Below are 15,042 nucleotides of genomic sequence, written 5' to 3' on the forward strand. Positions count from 1 at the left end.
CTACCAGCTCAGCCCCAATCCCGTGGCCAGCTGCTTCTCGTTCAGGCTTTCGCGCCCGCCGCTGACCTGGTTGCGCGAATAGCTCAGGAACCACGATACCCAGTCGGTCAGGCGATAGCGCACGCCCACGGCCGCATCCAGGCCGAAGTCGGCGGCGTTGTCCAGGGGACGGGACAGCTCGCCGGCGGTGTAGAACTCCAGGCGCTGGCTGCCCAGGTAGCGCTTGTAGTCCCAGCGCAGGCTGGCGGCGTAGAAGTTGTCCGAGCCGCCGTCGTCGTAGTCGTAGCGCACCCGGCCCAGCAGGGCGGCCAGCGAGAAGGCGCCCAGCTCGTTGTCCCAGAACTGGTAGCCCGGACCGGTGCCCACGGCGGCCTGCCGGGACAGTTCCTCGATCTGGTCGCGCTTGTACATGGCGCGGCTCTGCCAGAAGAAGGCGTCGCTCAAGAAGCGGTCGCTCGACCAGGTGCCGCCGTAGCTGTGCTCGGTGGTGGCCGCATCGTCGGTCTTGCGGACGTAGCTGGCGTTCAGCTTGTGGCGCCAGCGGCCGTGGCGCGCTTCGGTGGCCAGGTCGGCCACGTAGTCCTCGGTGCGGGTCGAGGCCGTCTTGTAGTTCAGCCCGAGATCCAGCGTGCCTTGCCAGAGCGCGTCGTTCACGAAAGGGCGCGGCCTGATCACCTGTTCGAGCTGGGCCAGCGCCACGGGCCGCTGCGCTTGCGAAGTGGCGATCAGCACGCCGCCTGCGTCCACGCGCCGCAGGCGCGCCAGGCCGCTCCGGCACCCAGCAGGGCCAGTGCGGTGCTAAGGGCCAGCGCGGCGCAAGCCAGGCCATGCGGCAGGCGGACAGGTATCGGGCCGGGCAGGATGGCGCGCGGGCGCGCGGGCGGGGCAAGGGCGGTTTTCTTCATGGCGGAAATGGTAGAGGCAAGGCGAGGGCCGGCATCGCCCTGAATCACTCCATTACAGCTTTCAGAAAGTTGTCACCCGGCTGTCTTTCGGCTGCTGCATCATCGCGGCTCCACCGGGATCGCGCCTTGCCGGCGCGGGCCCGGGCCCCGTGGCCGCGCACCGGCGCCGCCATCCTTTGACGACTTTTTGACGGTCAGGCGGCGATGATGCTCCACGGTTCAACAGCGTCGGCGCACCGGCGGCTGCCCGCGCGCGGCCCCGTCGCCCCACCCTCGTTCATGACAGCGGATATCGTCGTTTTCCTGCGCAGCAAAAAGTTCTTCGGATCGCAGATCGTCGCCTTTCCGGCGCTCTACCAGATCAAGCAGTGCTGGCCGGGGCATCGGCTGCGCGTGGTGGCGCAGGACGACGTCGGCCACTATTACCGTCCTTTGCCGTGGGTGGACGAATTCGTGCAGACGCGCGGGCTGCGCACCAACCTGGCCGTGCTGGCGCCCCAGACCCGGGCCATGGTGGCGCTGCACCATACCAGCGAGCAGTACGCGCTGATCGCCTGCCTGAAGCGCCCGCCCCTGCGGCTGGGCTACCGCAACGGGCGCGTGGGCGACTTTGCCTGGACTCATGCCTGCGACAAGCGGCTGGACGAATACATCGGCCTGAGCTACATGAACCTGCTGCGCACGGTGCATGCCTTCGATCCGGTGGAGGCGGCCCGGCGCTGCTTTGCCGAAGTGGCCGCGCTGGCGCGCGAGCAGCCGCGCCAGACCGACGTCGTGCTGGTGCCCGGCGGCGGCCACGGGGCCTACAAGCGCTGGGGAGTGGACAACTTCCTGAAGCTGGCCGAAGGCCTGAAGGCACGGCTGGGCCGGGACACGACCTTCAGCTTCGTGCTGGGCCCGGTCGAGCAGGAGGCCTATCGGACCCTGCAGGCGCTGAACCGGCCCGATTTCAGCCTGCTGATGTCGCGGCCCTATCCCGAGCTGGCGCATCTGATGGCCCGCGCCCGGCTGGTGGTCGCCAACGATTGCGGGCCTTCGCACCTGGCGCAGGGCACCGGCGTGCCCTATGTGGGGATATTCCATCGCAGCAACCCCCAATGGTTCTGGGTGCGGCCCAATGCCCGCAAGGTCATTCCCGAGAACGAGGCCCAGGGCATCCGGTCTATCCCGCCCGAACGGGTTTTGCAGGCCTGCCTGTCGGTGCTGCGCGCGCCGGCCGCCTTGCAGCTGGCGCCCTCGCAAAGGCGCTACGCGCCCGCGGCGGTGGGCGATGACGACATGCCGTCCCTGCTCACGCCAGCGTAGGCCGGGCCCTCGGCCAACGCCGTTTCCTGGGCGGCGGGCCGCCGGCATGGCGCAAGCGCTTTATTTTTTGACTTTTTGTAATCGTTTCTGTCGTCTCGGGAGTGGGCGCTTACCCGAGCTGGCCGCCGCCCGGGCTGCGGCATCCTGATCGCGGCGGATGGTCTAATGGCGCCTGGCGGAGCCGGCGGTCGGCCTGCGCCTCCGAATCTCAGGAGCCCTTTGCGTGAATAGCCTTGCCACGCCCGAGCAGGTTTGCGTCGCCGTCGTCGGCGGCGGGCCGGCGGGCTTGATGGCCGCCCAGGAACTGGCCGCCGCCGGGGTGCGGGTCGATCTTTACGATGCCATGCCCTCGGTCGGCCGCAAGTTCCTGCTGGCCGGCCGCGGCGGCTTGAACCTGACGCACAGCGAAGCCTGGCCCGCTTTCCTGTCGCGCTATGGCGCCATGCCGCCGGCCCTGCGGCAGGCGCTGCAGGCCTTCGATGCGCAGGCGGTGCGCGATTGGGCGCACGGACTGGGCGTGCAAACCTTCGTGGGCAGTTCCGGCCGCGTGTTTCCGCAAGAGATGAAGGCAGCGCCTTTGCTGCGCGCGTGGCTGCATCGCTTGCGCGTCCAGGGTGTGCGCCTGCATATGCGCCATCGCTGGCAGGGCTGGGACGCGGCAGGCCGCCTGGTGTTCGGCACCGGAGCCGGCGAGCTTGCGGTGCAGGCCCGCGCCGTGGTGCTTGCGCTGGGCGGCGGCAGTTGGCCGCGCCTGGGCTCGGATGGCGCCTGGCTGCCCTGGCTGGCTGCGCGCGGCGTGGCGGTGCGGCCTTTGCTGCCGGCCAATTGCGGCTTCGAGGCGCGCTGGAGCGAGCATTTCGCCAGCCGGCATGCCGGCACCGCCCTGAAGTCGGTGGCGCTGGCCTTGGCGCCGCAAGGCCCTTGGCGGCCGGGCGAATGCATGGTGACCGCCCACGGCCTGGAAGGCGGCGCGGTCTACGCCTTGTCGGCCTGCCTGCGCGAGGCCATCGGCGCGGCCGCGCCGGCGCCGCTTTACCTGGACCTGCTGCCCGGCCGCGACGCGGCCTGGGTGCGTGCCGAACTACTGCGCCCGCGCGGGGCGCGTTCCTGGAGCAGCCACCTGCGCACCCGCCTGAACCTGCCCGCGGTCAAGGTCGCGCTGCTGCGCGAGTGCCTGGGCGCACAGCGTTTCGCCGATCCGCTGGCGGCGGCGCAGGCCCTCAAGTGCCTGCCCGTGCCGCTGTTCGCGCCCCGGCCGCTGGAGGAGGCGATCAGCTCGGCCGGCGGGGTGGCCTTCGAGGCCATGGACGGGCACGGCATGCTCAAGGCCGTGCCCGGTGTGTTCTGCGCGGGCGAAATGACGGACTGGGAAGCGCCTACCGGCGGCTACCTGCTGACCGCCTGCCTGGCGCAGGGCGCCGCCGCGGCGCGGGGCGTGCGCGCCTGGCTGGACGGATAATTTTTGTTACCTATGTGTCTGCATGTCTCCGTATGATTGCCGGCATTACCGGGCAGCTTACGGGAACCTGAAAGCCGGTGCCCGATCACAAGCTGCAAAGTGGGGAACGGCATGGTGCAGGCATATTCAGGCTGTTCGGTGCAAGCCAGCCAGGCGTACGGCGACCTGGTCTCGAGAACGACCGACGACGCGGGCGAGCAGGCCGAGCTGCTGCGCGCGGTGCCCAGGCGCTATTACCAGACCGGCATGGGCCGCTACCTGGGCGGCTTCGACGGCTTCATGCTGCCCGACATCATCTACGGCCGCGAATGGCAGAACCAGCCGCTGCTGCGCTGCGTGGCCATGCCGCCGGACCTGTGCACCTTCTTCGTGCCCAGCCGCCCGGCCGACGCCATGCGCGTGGACGTGCGCCAGGTCGAAACCGGCGCGATCGCCTACCAGCCGGCCGGCAGCGATTTCGACGTGCACACCTGTTCCGGCTCGGGCGTGGTGTACTTTACCGTGAGCCAGCAGGCGCTTCGCCAGGCGGCCATGACCCTGGACCCCGAGCTGTGGGAGTCGCGCATCGGCGAGCCGCTGATACTGAAGGTGGCCGATGCCGGGCTGGTCCGCAAGCTGGTGGACGGGGCGATCGCGGCTGCGCCGTACTGGCTGGCGGCGGGCATGGAGCAGTCCTGGGCCCACGAATTGCGCCAGTCCTCCCTGAGCGCGCTGCTCGGCGCGGTGGGCCAGGCCTGCGACGCCCGGCATCCGCGCAACCGGGCGCAGCAAGGGCTGCTGCACGCCGGCCAGCTGGCCCGGCGCGCGCGCGATTTCATCGAAGGCATGCTGCCGCGCCGCGTGACGGTGCTGGACATCTGCGGCGAACTGGGCGTGAGCCGGCGCACGCTGCAGGACGTATTCCAGCGGGTGCTGGGCATGAGCCCCGTGAGCTACCTGCGCATGGTGCGGCTGCACCGCGCCCGCCAGGACCTGCGCCGGCCGGTCCTGCCTTCGGTCTCGGTGGGCCAGGTCGCCACGCGCTGGGGTTTCCTGCATCCCAGCCAGTTCTCGGTGGACTACCAGCGGCTGTTTGGCGAACTGCCCTCGTATACCTTGCGCAAGGCCTATGCCGGCAGCCCGGGCGCGGCGTACCGGCCGGCGCCGGGCGCGGCGGCAAGGGCCTAGCGATAGGCGGCGATCAACTCGCCCAGCACCTGTACGCCAGCGCGGATTTTTTCTTGCGGCACGGTCACGAAGCTCAGGCGCAGGGTGTTGTGCGCCGCCTGCCCGCCGGCATAGAACGGCGCACCCGGCACGAAGGCCACGCCGCGCTCGATGGCCTGCGCCAGCAGGCGCGTGGTGTCGATGTGCGCAGGCAGGGTGACCCAGATGAACATGCCGCCTTGCGGCACCGTCCAGCTGGCCTGCGCCGGAAAATGCTCGGATAGCGCCTGGAGCATGTACTCGCATTGCAGGCGGTAGCGTTCGCGCACCCGCGGCATGTGCTCGGCCAGGAAGCCGTCCTTGACGATCTCGTAGACGGCCATCTGCGTCAGGCTGGCGGTATGCAGGTCGGTGGCCTGCTTGGCCTGCACCAGCTTGTCGATCAGCGCCGGCGCCGCGCACAGGTAGCCCAGGCGCAGCCCCGGCGATAGCACCTTGGAGAACGAACCCAGGCGCACCACGTTGGCGCCGGCCTGCCCGGCCAGGGCCAGCAGGCCGGGCAGCGGTTCGCCCGCGTAGCGCAGTTCGCCGTACGGATCGTCCTCGACCAGGGGCAGGCCCAGGCGCGCGGCGGCCTGCACCAGGGCGTGGCGGCGCGCCAGGTCCAGCGTGCGGCCGGTGGGATTCTGGAAATTGGGCAGGGCGTACAGGAAGCGCGCGTCGGCGGCCAGTTCGGGCGTCAGGGCCTGGGGCAGCAGGCCGCCCTCGTCCGAGGGCACGGCCTTAAAGCGCGGCTGGTAGAGGCTGAACGATTGCAAGGCGCCCAGGTAGCTGGGCGTCTCGACCAGCACCTTGCTGCCCGGATCGATCAGGACCTTGCCCAGCAGGTCCAGTCCCTGCTGCGAGCCCGACAGGATCAGGACCTGCGCGGGCGAGACTTGCGCGCCCTGGGCGCTCAGGTGCTCGGCTACCCAGGCGCGCAGCGGCGCGTAGCCTTCGGTGGGGCCGTATTGCAGCGCGTTGCGTCCGGCCGTGGACAGCACCCGGTCGTAGGCGGCCTGCACGGCCTGGACCGGAAAGCCCTCGGGGGCGGGCAGGCCCCCGGCGAAGGAAATGATCTCGGGCCGTTCGGTGACTTTCAGTATCTCGCGGATGGCCGAACTGGTGAGTTGGCGTGCGCGTTCGGAAAACGAAAACAGAGAGTCGGACTGCTGGTCCACGGTAGGCCTCGTGCGGATGGATGCGCGGCACCGGGGTGGCTGCCGCGGGCGAAAGCCTGGAGAATACGCGCTTCGAGGCAAAAAGCACCGGTACACCTTTCATCATGTTCACCATCACAGTCCAGGCCGGCGCCGCCAAGGCGCAGTATTACGCCGAGCTGGCCGCGCAGGCGCGCGCGTTGCTGCACGGCGAGCGCGACCGCATCGCCAATGCCGCCAACCTGGCCGCCCTGGTGTGGGCGGTGGTGCCGGGGATCAACTGGGCGGGGTTCTATTTCTTCGACGGCGCCGAGCTGGTGCTCGGTCCTTTCCAGGGCAAGCCGGCCTGCGTGCGCATTCCCCTGGACCGGGGCGTGTGCGGCGCCGCCGCAAGCCAGCGGCGCACCCAGCTCGTGCCCGACGTGGCGGCCTTTCCGGGGCACATCGCCTGCGATGCCGCCTCGCGGGCCGAAATCGTCGTGCCGCTGGTGCGCGATGGCCGCCTGCTCGGCGTATGGGATGTCGACAGCCCCGAGCCGGGCCGCTTCGACAGCCAGGACCAGGCGGGCATGGAGGCGCTTTGCGCCATCTACCTGGACAGCCTGGCGCCGCCGCAGCCGGCGGGCCCTATGGCCTAGGCGGCGCCGGGTTGCGCCTGCCATGGCGCAGCAGCGGCAGGCACAGCGCCAGCACCGCCACGCCCACCCAGGCCCCCGCGCCGGCGTACAGGATGCTGGACCAGGTCAGTGCCGCGCACACCAGCACGAGCAGCAGCGGGGTCAAGGGATAGAGCGGCACCTTGAAGGGGCGCGGGGTCTGGGGCTCGATCACCCGCAGCCGCCATAGCGCCGCGGCGGTCAGCATCATGAAGAACCAGAACACCGGCGCGGTATAGGCCACCATGGCCTCCACGCCTTCCTGGCGCCAAGCGCCGAAGGCGATCAGCGCCAGGGTGATGGCGCCTTGCAGCAGCAGCGCGCGCGCCGGCGAGGCGCTTTGCGGGTTCCAGGCGCCCAGCGCGCGCAGGGCCGGGACATCCTGGCCCAGGGCGTAGTAGATGCGTCCTCCGGTCAGGATGCAGGCGTTGATGGTGCTGCCGGCCGTCGCGCAGATCAGCAGGCTGAGCACCACGGCCGCGTCCGGGCCGGCCACCTGGCGCAGCACCGCCGCGCCGACCGCGTGGGTGTCGCGCAGGCCTTCCAGGCCGAACAGGTTGAGAAAGCCCAGGTTGATGAGCAGGTAGCAGGCGGTGACCACCAGGGTGCCCAGCACCATTACGCGCACCAGGTCGCGCTGCGGGTTGCGCAGCTCGCCGCTGAGATAGGCCGCTTCGTTCCAGCCGCCGAAGGTCAGCAGCACAAAGACCATGCCCATGCCCAGCATGCCCGCGATGTTGCCGTCCGGGCGCGCCGGCGCGGCGCCCGGCAGCCCGGCGGGCGCGCCCGAGCCCGGCTCGGCGGCGAAGGCTGCCATGGCCACCACGGCCAGCGCGGTCAGCGTCAGCGTGGTCAGGACGATCTGCAGGTGCTTGGAGCGGCGGGTGCTCAGCACGTTCAGCGCCGTCAGCGCCGCCACCGCGCTGGCCGCATGCACGGCCGGTCCGTAGGGCGTGCCGGGCCACAGCGGCAGCAGGTCCTGGGCGTATTCGCCGTAGATGAAGGCCACGGCCGCGATGCCGCCGGTCTGGATCACGGTGCCCCGCGCCCACGCGAACAGCATGCCGGTGCGCGCGCCCCAGGCGCGGCACAGGTAGTGGTATTCGCCGCCGGCCCCCGGATAGGCCGAGCCCAGTTCGGCATAGCATAGCGCCCCGACCAGCATGACGGCGCCGCCGGCCAGCCACAGGCCGATGTACAGCTGCTCGGTGGGCGCATGCGCGGCCACCAGCGGCGGAAAGCCGAACACGCCGATGCCCACCACCACGCCGATCAGCACCGCGGTGCCGTCGAGGACGGACAGGCCTGCGCCTGCGCGCCGGCCCACGGTCCTGGGTATGCCTGCCCGTATCGTCAAGCTTGCGCTCCGCCCGGCTGCCGCGCGGCTAGCGCGTGGCGCGCCAGCCCGCCGCCGCGCCCGGCGCGGCCACGGCCGTGATGCCGCCGGGGCCGACCTCGCCCTCGTAGCGCTGGCCGTCCAGCGTGAATTGCAGGCGCGCGCCGCGCAGCCGTGCGTCGGCGATGGGCAGGGACCGGCCCTGGCGCTGCGCGGTGCCCTGCACCCTCTGGAAGTCCTGCGTCAGCGACAGCGTGAAGCCGCCCTGCGGGCCGGATACCTGCCATTGGCCTTGCACCTTGGCCGGCACGATCCACAGATAGACGCGCCGGCCGTCCACCTCCTCGGTGGCGTCGGGTTCCCATTCGGCCATGGTGAAGGCGTGCGACACGACGCGCGTGCCGGCCGGCAGCTTGTCCAGGATGACCGGCCGCAGCTTCAGGTTGACGTCCGGCAGCAGGTACATGGTCAGCACGGTGGCCTGGCTGAAATCGGTCTTGAAGAGATCCTGCTGGCGGAACTGGACCTTGTCGGCCACCCCGGCGTTGCGGGCATTGGCGCGCGCCTCGGCGACGCGGTCCGGATCGATGTCCACCCCCAGCGCCCCGCGCGCCTGGCGGTCGCGCACGGCGGCGATCGCGATGCGGCCATCGCCCGAGCCCAGGTCGATCACGTAGTCGTCCGGCCGCACGTCCGCCAGGCGCAGCATGGCCTGCACCACCGCCTCGGGCGTGGGCACGTAGGGCACGTCCAGCGTCTGGAACTGCGCCAGCGCCGGGGCCGCGGCCAGCGCCAGGGCGGCTGCGGCCAGGCGCGCGGCGGCTCGCACAGGCCTTGCGGCCGTCAGGAAAAGGCTCATGGGGATCTCCTGCAGAGAAAACGGGCTGGCAGCCGCCCGCCGCCCGGACCGGCCCAGGGGCCGTCTACGTCCATACAACTTTAAAGACTTTAATCGGACGGGCCACCGTCATGGAAGTTCATAAAGATGTCTACGGGTTTTCCCTGGTTCCACCCGGCACGGCCTCGGAAAAAAAGTGGAAATGTTCATGTTTGAAAACGCTGGATGTTTAGATTTATGAACATCGGCGGTATATTGCTGCGTCTTTCCGGGCAAGCGCACCGCCTCGCGTCCCTGCCGCTTGCCGCCGTTAAAAGCTTCCGCCGCCGTCATGTCCGTCACTCCCATCGAAATCCTGGCCACGGCGCTGTTCGCGCTGGCCGTGCTGCACACCTTTTCCGTCCCGGTGTTCGCCCGCCTGGCTCACCGCAACGGCCCGCACGCGGGCATCTGGCACCTGCTCTCGGAAGTCGAGGCGGTGTTCGGCGTCTGGGCCTTCGTGCTGATCGTGGGCATGGCGGCGCTGGCGGGCCCGTCCTCGGCCATCGAGTACCTGGACACCCGCAATTTCACCGAGCCGCTGTTCGTGTTCGCGATCATGGTCGTGGCCGCCAGCCGGCCGATCATCGACCTGGTTGGGTGGCTGGTGCGGGTGATCTCCCACGCGCTGCCCATGCCGCGCGAGCTGTCCACCTTCTTCGTCACCCTGTCGGTGGTGCCGCTGGCCGGCTCGCTGGTCACCGAGCCGGCGGCCATGACGCTGGCCGCGCTGCTGCTGCGCCGCGCCTATTTCAGCGTGCCCGGGCAGACCGGCTTCAAGTACCTGACCCTGGGCGTGCTGTTCGTGAACGTGTCCATCGGCGGGGTCATCACCGCCTATGCCGCCCCGCCCGTGCTGATGGTGGCCGGCACCTTCGGCTGGGATACGGCCTACATGGCCACGCATTTCGGCTGGCGCGCGGCCATCGCCGTGTTCCTGAACGCGACGGTGCTCACCTTCGTCTGCCGCAAGGCCCTGCTCGCCGGCGAAGTCGGCCGCCAGCACGGCGCCGCCGAGACAAACGAGAGCCGGCCGGCGGTGCCCTGGCCCTTCATCGCGATCCACGTCGCCTTCCTGGTGGCCGTGGTGCTGACCGCGCACCATCCCGCGGTTTTCCTCGGCCTGCTGATGCTGTTCATCGGCTTTTGCGAGGCCTACAAGCGCCACCAGTCGCGCCTGATGATCAAGGAGGGCCTGATGGTGGGCTTTTTCCTGGCCGGCCTGGTGGTGCTGGGCGGCTTGCAGCGCTGGTGGCTGCAGGACCTGCTGGGGGGGCTGTCCCCCATGGTGCTGTTCTGGGGCTCGGCGGCGCTGACGGCCATCACCGACAACGCCGCGCTGACCTACCTGGGCTCGCTGGTCGAGGGCACCTCCGACATCTGGCGCTACATGCTGGTGGCCGGCGCGGTCTCGGGCGGCGGCCTGACGGTGATCGCCAACGCGCCCAACCCGGCGGGCTTTGCCATCCTCAAGGGCACCTTTCCCGACGGGGCGATCTCGGCTGGCCGGCTGCTGCTGGCCGCGCTGGCGCCCACGCTGGTGGCCGCCTGCCTGTTCCTGCTGCCGGTCTGAGCAAAGGCCCGGTATGCCCGCCGTTTCCCCGGGTGTTCGGGCTACCGGCACGCGCAGCAAAACCCGTTAAAATCCAGCGTTTTACGTCTTTGTTGCGTTCCGGGCCGCGCGGCTCATGCGCGCCGCGGCCCGAAGCGATCCGGGGCGGTATCCCCGGGGAGTCCATATCGTGCCGATCTATGCCTATCAGTGCAGCGCCTGCGGCCATGCCCAGGACGTGCTGCAGAAAATGTCCGACAGCCCGCTGACCGTGTGTCCCGCCTGCGGGCAATCCACCTACGTCAAGCAGGTGACCGCCGCCGGTTTCCAGCTCAAGGGATCGGGCTGGTACGTGACCGATTTCCGCAACAACAACGGCGGCGGCGCCAAGCCGGCCGGCAAGCCCGCCGAGGGCGCGGCGCCGGACAGCGGCGCCGGCGCCGCGTCCGGCAGCACCGCTTCGGGCGGTGCTGCTTCGGGCGGTGCTGCTTCGGGCGGTGCTGCTTCGGGCGGTGCCGCCACGCCGGCGCCGGCCGCGCCCGCAGCCGCGCCGGCGGCGTAAGCGGCGGGCCGCCCCGCTTTTCCTGGCCTCGCGCCGGCGCGTCCGGCCGGGGCCTGCAAAGATCCAACCCATTACGGAGCTATCCCGCATGCGTACGTGCTACACCGGCCAGGTCTGCCGCGATCATCTCGGCCAGACCGTGACCCTTTTCGGCTGGGTGCATCGCCGCCGCGACCACGGCGGCGTCATCTTCATCGACCTGCGCGACCGCGCCGGGCTGGCGCAGATCGTGTTCGATCCCGATGACGCCGAATCCTTCGCCGCGGCCGAACGCCTGCGCAACGAGTTCTGCGTGCGCGTGACCGGCCTGGTGCGCGAGCGCCCCGAGGGCACCGTCAACAAGGACCTGGCCTCGGGCGAGGTCGAGGTGCTGTGCAAGCAGATCGAGATCCTGAACGCCTCGGTCACGCCGCCCTTCCAGCTCGACGATGACAACCTGTCGGAAACCACCCGGCTCACGCACCGGGTGCTGGACCTGCGCCGCCCGCAGATGCAGCGCAACCTGATGCTGCGCTATCGCGTGGCCATCGAGGTGCGCAAGTTCCTGGACGGCCTGGGCTTCATCGACATCGAGACGCCCATGCTCACCAAGAGCACGCCCGAGGGCGCGCGCGACTACCTGGTGCCCTCGCGCGTGAACGCCGGGCATTTCTTCGCGCTGCCGCAATCGCCGCAGCTGTTCAAGCAGATGCTGATGGTGGCCGGCTTTGACCGCTACTACCAGATCACCAAGTGCTTCCGCGACGAGGACCTGCGCGCCGACCGCCAGCCCGAGTTCACGCAGATCGATTGCGAGACCTCGTTCCTGTCCGAGACCGAGATCCGCGCCATCTTCGAATCGATGATCCGCCACGTCTTCAAGACCGTGCACGGCGTCGAGCTGCCCGAGCCGTTCCCGGAGATGACCTACGAAGAGGCCATGCGCCGCTATGGCTCGGACAAGCCCGACCTGCGCGTGGCGCTGGAGTTCACCGACCTGAACGACGTCATGCAGGACGTCGAGTTCAAGGTCTTCTCGCAGGCGGCCCTGACCCCGGGCAGCCGCGTGGTGGCGCTGCGCGTGCCCGGCGGCGGCGCGCTCTCGCGCAGCGAGATCGACGCCTATACCCAGTTCGTGGGCATCTACGGCGCCAAGGGCCTGGCCTGGATCAAGGTCAACGAGGCCGCCAAGGGCCGCGAGGGCCTGCAGTCGCCCATCGTCAAGAACATCCACGACGCTGCGCTGGCCGAGCTGCTGCGGCGCACCGGCGCGCAGGACGGCGACATCCTGTTCTTCGGCGCCGACCGGGCCAAGGTGGTCAACGACGCGCTGGGCGCGCTGCGGGTGAAGATCGGCCACAGCGAGTTCGGCCGCAAGCAGGGCCTGTTCAGCGATGGCTGGCGCCCGCTGTGGGTGGTGGACTTCCCCATGTTCGAGTACGACGAGGAAGCCGGCCGCTACACCGCCGCCCACCATCCCTTCACCAGCCCCAAGGACGGCCACGAGGACCTGCTCACCACCGATCCGGGCAAGGCGCTGGCCAAGGCCTACGACATGGTGCTCAACGGCTGGGAGATCGGCGGCGGCTCGGTGCGCATCCACCGCGAGGAAGTGCAGAGCAAGGTGTTCCGCGCCCTGAAGATCGATGCCGAGGAGGCCCGCGAAAAGTTCGGCTTCCTGCTCGATGCGCTGCAGTACGGCGCGCCGCCGCATGGCGGGATCGCCTTCGGCCTGGACCGCATCGTCACCATGATGACCGGCGCCGAGTCGATCCGCGACGTGATCGCCTTCCCCAAGACCCAGCGCGCCCAGTGCCTGCTGACCCAGGCGCCGTCCGAGGTCGACGAGAAGCAGCTGCGCGAGCTTCACATCCGGTTGCGGCAGACCGAGGTGAAGTAAGCAAGGGGCGCGGCATGTCGGTGATCCGCGTCGTCAGCTACAACATTCACAAGGGCCGCTCGGCCCTTGGGCGGCGCCAGTCGCTCTACGAGCTGCGCCTGGGCCTGCATGGGCTGCGCCCCGACCTGGTCTTCCTGCAGGAAGTCCAGGGCCGCAACGAGGTCTCCAACGTGCTGCATGCCCAGCACGAATCGCTGGCCGCCGGCCTGCACATGGAAGCGGCCTATGGCCGCAACGCCATCCGCGCCGCCACCGACCACGGCAATGCGCTGCTGTCGCGCTTTCGCATCCTGAGCTACGAAAACCAGGACATCTCCGACCACCGGATGGAGCAGCGCGGCCTGCTGCATGCGCTGGTCCAGATCAAGGACCAGCAGGTGCATTGCTTTGTCGTGCACCTGGGTCTTTTCGCCGGCAGCCGCGTGCGGCAGATCGGCGCGCTGGTCGACCGCATCGACCAGCTGGTGCCCGACGACGCGCCGCTGCTCATCGCCGGCGATTTCAACGACTGGAAGGACACCCTGTCGCCGCTGTTCGTGCGGCGGCTGGGCGTGTACGAAGTGTTCGCCCACGCGCAGCGCGCCCACAACCCCGGGCTGCCTACCTTGCGCGAATCGGTGCGCAGCCTGCGCGATGCCCTGCTGCACGGCCAGCCCCGCCCCGGCGGCAAGGGGCCGGTGCTGCGCAACAACCAGCTGGGCGTGGAAGGCGCCTTCTGCCTGCTGCCGCCGCCGCGCACCTTCCCGGCCGCCTTCCCTTGGTTCCGGCTCGACCGCATCTACCAGCGCGGCTTCGCGGTGCGCAGCGCGCGCGTGCTCAGCGGCGCGCCCTGGCGCGCCCTGTCGGACCATTCGCCCATCCTGGCCGAGCTCGAACTGCCGTGAAGCGTCCCGCCGCCCGGCTGCATTGGACCGAAGACAACGAGGTCGCGCTGCTGGAGAACGGCCTGGCCCTGTTCCCGGCGCTGTTCGAGGCCATCGGGCAGGCTGCCGACAGCGTGCACCTGGAGACCTACATCTTCCGGCTCGACGACGTGGGCCAGGCCCTGCTCGGCTGCCTGGAGCGGGCCTGCGCGCGCGGGGTCAAGGTCAGGGTGGCGATCGACGGCTACGGCAGCGCCGGCACCGCCCGGGCGCTGCAGGCGCGGCTGGCGGCCATGGGGGCGCAATGCCGCATCTACCGGCCCGAGCCGCGCCGCGCGGCCTGGCTGGTGCCCAACCGCCGGCGCCTGCGCCGGCTGCACCGCAAGACCGCGGTGATCGACGGCGAACTGGCGTTCATCGGCGGCATCAACGTCATCGACGACTATGCCGACGAGTCCGATGCGCGGCGCATGGATGCGCCCAGGTTCGATTACGCGGTGCGGGTGCGCGGCCCGGTGGTGTCCGAGCTGGCCCATGCCCAGGCCCTGCTGTGGGTGCGCATGAACCCGCCGGGCCGCCGTCCCGCCGGCTGGCGCTGGCTGCAGCGGCTGCGCCCGCCGGCGCCGCCGGCCGTGCCGGCCGGCCGCACGCGGGCCGCGCTGGCCCTGCGCGACAACCTGCGCAACCGCAAGACCATCGAGGCCGCCTATCTGCACGCCATCGGCCAGGCCCGGCGCGAGATCGTCATCGCCAACGCCTATTTCCTGCCAGGCCGCAGTTTCCGCAAGGCGCTGCGCCAGGCCGTGCTGCGCGGCGTGCGGGTGCGGCTGCTGCTGCAAGGCATGGTCGAATACCGCATGCAGTACCACGCCACGCGGGCGCTGTATGACGAGCTGCTGCGCCACGGCATGGAAGTCTACGAATACATGCCCAGCTACCTGCATGCCAAGGTGGCGGTGGTGGATGACTGGGCCACGGTGGGTTCGTCCAACCTGGATCCGTTCAGCCTGCTTTTGGCGCGCGAAGCCAACCTGATGGTGCGCGACGCCGGTTTCGCCAGCCAGTTGCGCGCCTCGCTGGAGCGGGCCATCGACACCGGCGGGCGGCGCGTGCTGGCCCACGACTATGGGCGCCGGGGCTGGCTGCACCGGCTGGCCGATGCCGTCTCGCATGTGCTGTTGCGCATCGCCGTGGCGCTGACGGGCAAGGGTGGCGAATACTAACTTTTCGTATAGTTTGGATACCGCATGTCGTCAGCGGGAAATGCGGCCGGGCACTACACTGGCTCTCCCTGCGCGCGCCC

General features: G+C 70.1%; 13 protein-coding genes. 9 read left to right on the forward strand and 4 right to left on the reverse strand.

Going from position 1 to position 15,042, the window contains the following annotated elements; all coding sequences use genetic code 11:
* Nucleotides 1-747 carry a DUF481 domain-containing protein gene (locus tag V8Z80_RS06260; RefSeq protein WP_336061394.1) on the reverse strand — a complete coding sequence of 249 codons (747 nt, stop codon included), beginning with the start codon at nt 745-747 and terminating at the stop codon, nt 1-3.
* Nucleotides 748-1,184: 437 nt separating this feature from the next.
* Here V8Z80_RS06260 and V8Z80_RS06265 point away from each other — a divergent pair, with 437 nt between their 5' ends.
* The 3 genes from V8Z80_RS06265 (at nt 1,185) to V8Z80_RS06275 (ending at nt 4,836) form a co-directional block, all read left to right on the forward strand.
* Nucleotides 1,185-2,210: a glycosyltransferase family 9 protein gene (locus V8Z80_RS06265; RefSeq protein ID WP_155195088.1), complete on the forward strand. Its 1,026-nt coding sequence runs from the start codon at nt 1,185-1,187 to the stop codon at nt 2,208-2,210.
* A gap of 223 nt (nt 2,211-2,433) precedes the next feature.
* Nucleotides 2,434-3,669, forward strand: a complete 1,236-nt coding sequence (locus V8Z80_RS06270) for an NAD(P)/FAD-dependent oxidoreductase (RefSeq protein WP_336061395.1) — start codon at nt 2,434-2,436, stop codon at nt 3,667-3,669.
* Between the two features lie 111 nt (nt 3,670-3,780).
* Nucleotides 3,781-4,836 carry a helix-turn-helix domain-containing protein gene (locus tag V8Z80_RS06275; protein WP_155195087.1) on the forward strand — a complete coding sequence of 352 codons (1,056 nt, stop codon included), beginning with the start codon at nt 3,781-3,783 and terminating at the stop codon, nt 4,834-4,836.
* Here the strand turns inward: V8Z80_RS06275 and V8Z80_RS06280 are convergent.
* Nucleotides 4,833-6,035, reverse strand: coding sequence for an aminotransferase-like domain-containing protein (locus V8Z80_RS06280; protein ID WP_336061396.1), 1,203 nt, complete (start codon nt 6,033-6,035; stop codon nt 4,833-4,835). The genes V8Z80_RS06275 and V8Z80_RS06280 overlap by 4 nt on opposite strands.
* A gap of 104 nt (nt 6,036-6,139) precedes the next feature.
* Between V8Z80_RS06280 and V8Z80_RS06285 the strand changes: the two genes are divergently transcribed.
* Nucleotides 6,140-6,652 carry a GAF domain-containing protein gene (locus V8Z80_RS06285; RefSeq protein WP_155195086.1) on the forward strand — a complete coding sequence of 171 codons (513 nt, stop codon included), beginning with the start codon at nt 6,140-6,142 and terminating at the stop codon, nt 6,650-6,652.
* Here V8Z80_RS06285 and V8Z80_RS06290 read toward each other — a convergent pair.
* Both V8Z80_RS06290 and V8Z80_RS06295 read right to left on the reverse strand, forming a co-directional pair.
* Nucleotides 6,642-8,021: an APC family permease gene (locus V8Z80_RS06290; RefSeq protein ID WP_336061581.1), complete on the reverse strand. Its 1,380-nt coding sequence runs from the start codon at nt 8,019-8,021 to the stop codon at nt 6,642-6,644. The genes V8Z80_RS06285 and V8Z80_RS06290 overlap by 11 nt on opposite strands.
* Before the next feature lie 34 nt (nt 8,022-8,055).
* A complete protein-coding gene (locus V8Z80_RS06295) occupies nt 8,056-8,865 on the reverse strand; it encodes a methyltransferase domain-containing protein (RefSeq protein WP_155195084.1) in 810 nt (269 codons plus the stop codon).
* Between the two features lie 310 nt (nt 8,866-9,175).
* Here V8Z80_RS06295 and V8Z80_RS06300 point away from each other — a divergent pair, with 310 nt between their 5' ends.
* The 5 genes from V8Z80_RS06300 (at nt 9,176) to clsB (ending at nt 14,962) form a co-directional block, all read left to right on the forward strand.
* Nucleotides 9,176-10,456, forward strand: a complete 1,281-nt coding sequence (locus V8Z80_RS06300) for a putative Na+/H+ antiporter (RefSeq protein WP_336061397.1) — start codon at nt 9,176-9,178, stop codon at nt 10,454-10,456.
* Nucleotides 10,457-10,625: 169 nt separating this feature from the next.
* Complete coding sequence (locus V8Z80_RS06305; protein WP_336061398.1) at nt 10,626-10,997, forward strand: FmdB family zinc ribbon protein; 372 nt, start codon at nt 10,626-10,628, stop codon at nt 10,995-10,997.
* An 88-nt stretch (nt 10,998-11,085) separates the two neighbouring features.
* The gene (gene aspS / locus V8Z80_RS06310) at nt 11,086-12,876 is read left to right on the forward strand and encodes an aspartate--tRNA ligase (protein WP_155195080.1); all 1,791 of its coding nucleotides are present in this window, start codon (nt 11,086-11,088) and stop codon (nt 12,874-12,876) included.
* A 14-nt stretch (nt 12,877-12,890) separates the two neighbouring features.
* Nucleotides 12,891-13,760 (forward strand): endonuclease/exonuclease/phosphatase family protein, encoded by an 870-nt coding sequence (locus V8Z80_RS06315; RefSeq protein ID WP_155195079.1) that lies wholly within the window; start codon nt 12,891-12,893, stop codon nt 13,758-13,760.
* Nucleotides 13,757-14,962: a cardiolipin synthase ClsB gene (gene clsB / locus V8Z80_RS06320; RefSeq protein WP_336061399.1), complete on the forward strand. Its 1,206-nt coding sequence runs from the start codon at nt 13,757-13,759 to the stop codon at nt 14,960-14,962. The genes V8Z80_RS06315 and clsB overlap by 4 nt, the downstream gene beginning before the upstream one ends.
* Nucleotides 14,963-15,042: the final 80 nt, after the last annotated feature.

Origin of the sequence: Orrella sp. JC864 (assembly GCF_037026685.1) — a bacterium.
In the GTDB taxonomy this organism is placed as follows: Bacteria; Pseudomonadota; Gammaproteobacteria; order Burkholderiales; family Burkholderiaceae_B; genus Orrella.

Excerpts from the sequence above, each read along its gene's own strand:
- V8Z80_RS06265 (WP_155195088.1), top strand. The coding sequence starts at position 1,185 with ATGACAGCGGATATCGTCGTTTTCCTGCGCAGCAAAAAGTTCTTCGGA.
- V8Z80_RS06275 (WP_155195087.1), top strand. The coding sequence starts at position 3,781 with ATGGTGCAGGCATATTCAGGCTGTTCGGTGCAAGCCAGCCAGGCGTAC.
- V8Z80_RS06285 (WP_155195086.1), top strand. The coding sequence starts at position 6,140 with ATGTTCACCATCACAGTCCAGGCCGGCGCCGCCAAGGCGCAGTATTAC.
- V8Z80_RS06295 (WP_155195084.1), bottom strand. The coding sequence starts at position 8,865 with ATGAGCCTTTTCCTGACGGCCGCAAGGCCTGTGCGAGCCGCCGCGCGC.
- V8Z80_RS06300 (WP_336061397.1), top strand. The coding sequence starts at position 9,176 with ATGTCCGTCACTCCCATCGAAATCCTGGCCACGGCGCTGTTCGCGCTG.
- aspS (WP_155195080.1), top strand. The coding sequence starts at position 11,086 with ATGCGTACGTGCTACACCGGCCAGGTCTGCCGCGATCATCTCGGCCAG.
- V8Z80_RS06315 (WP_155195079.1), top strand. The coding sequence starts at position 12,891 with ATGTCGGTGATCCGCGTCGTCAGCTACAACATTCACAAGGGCCGCTCG.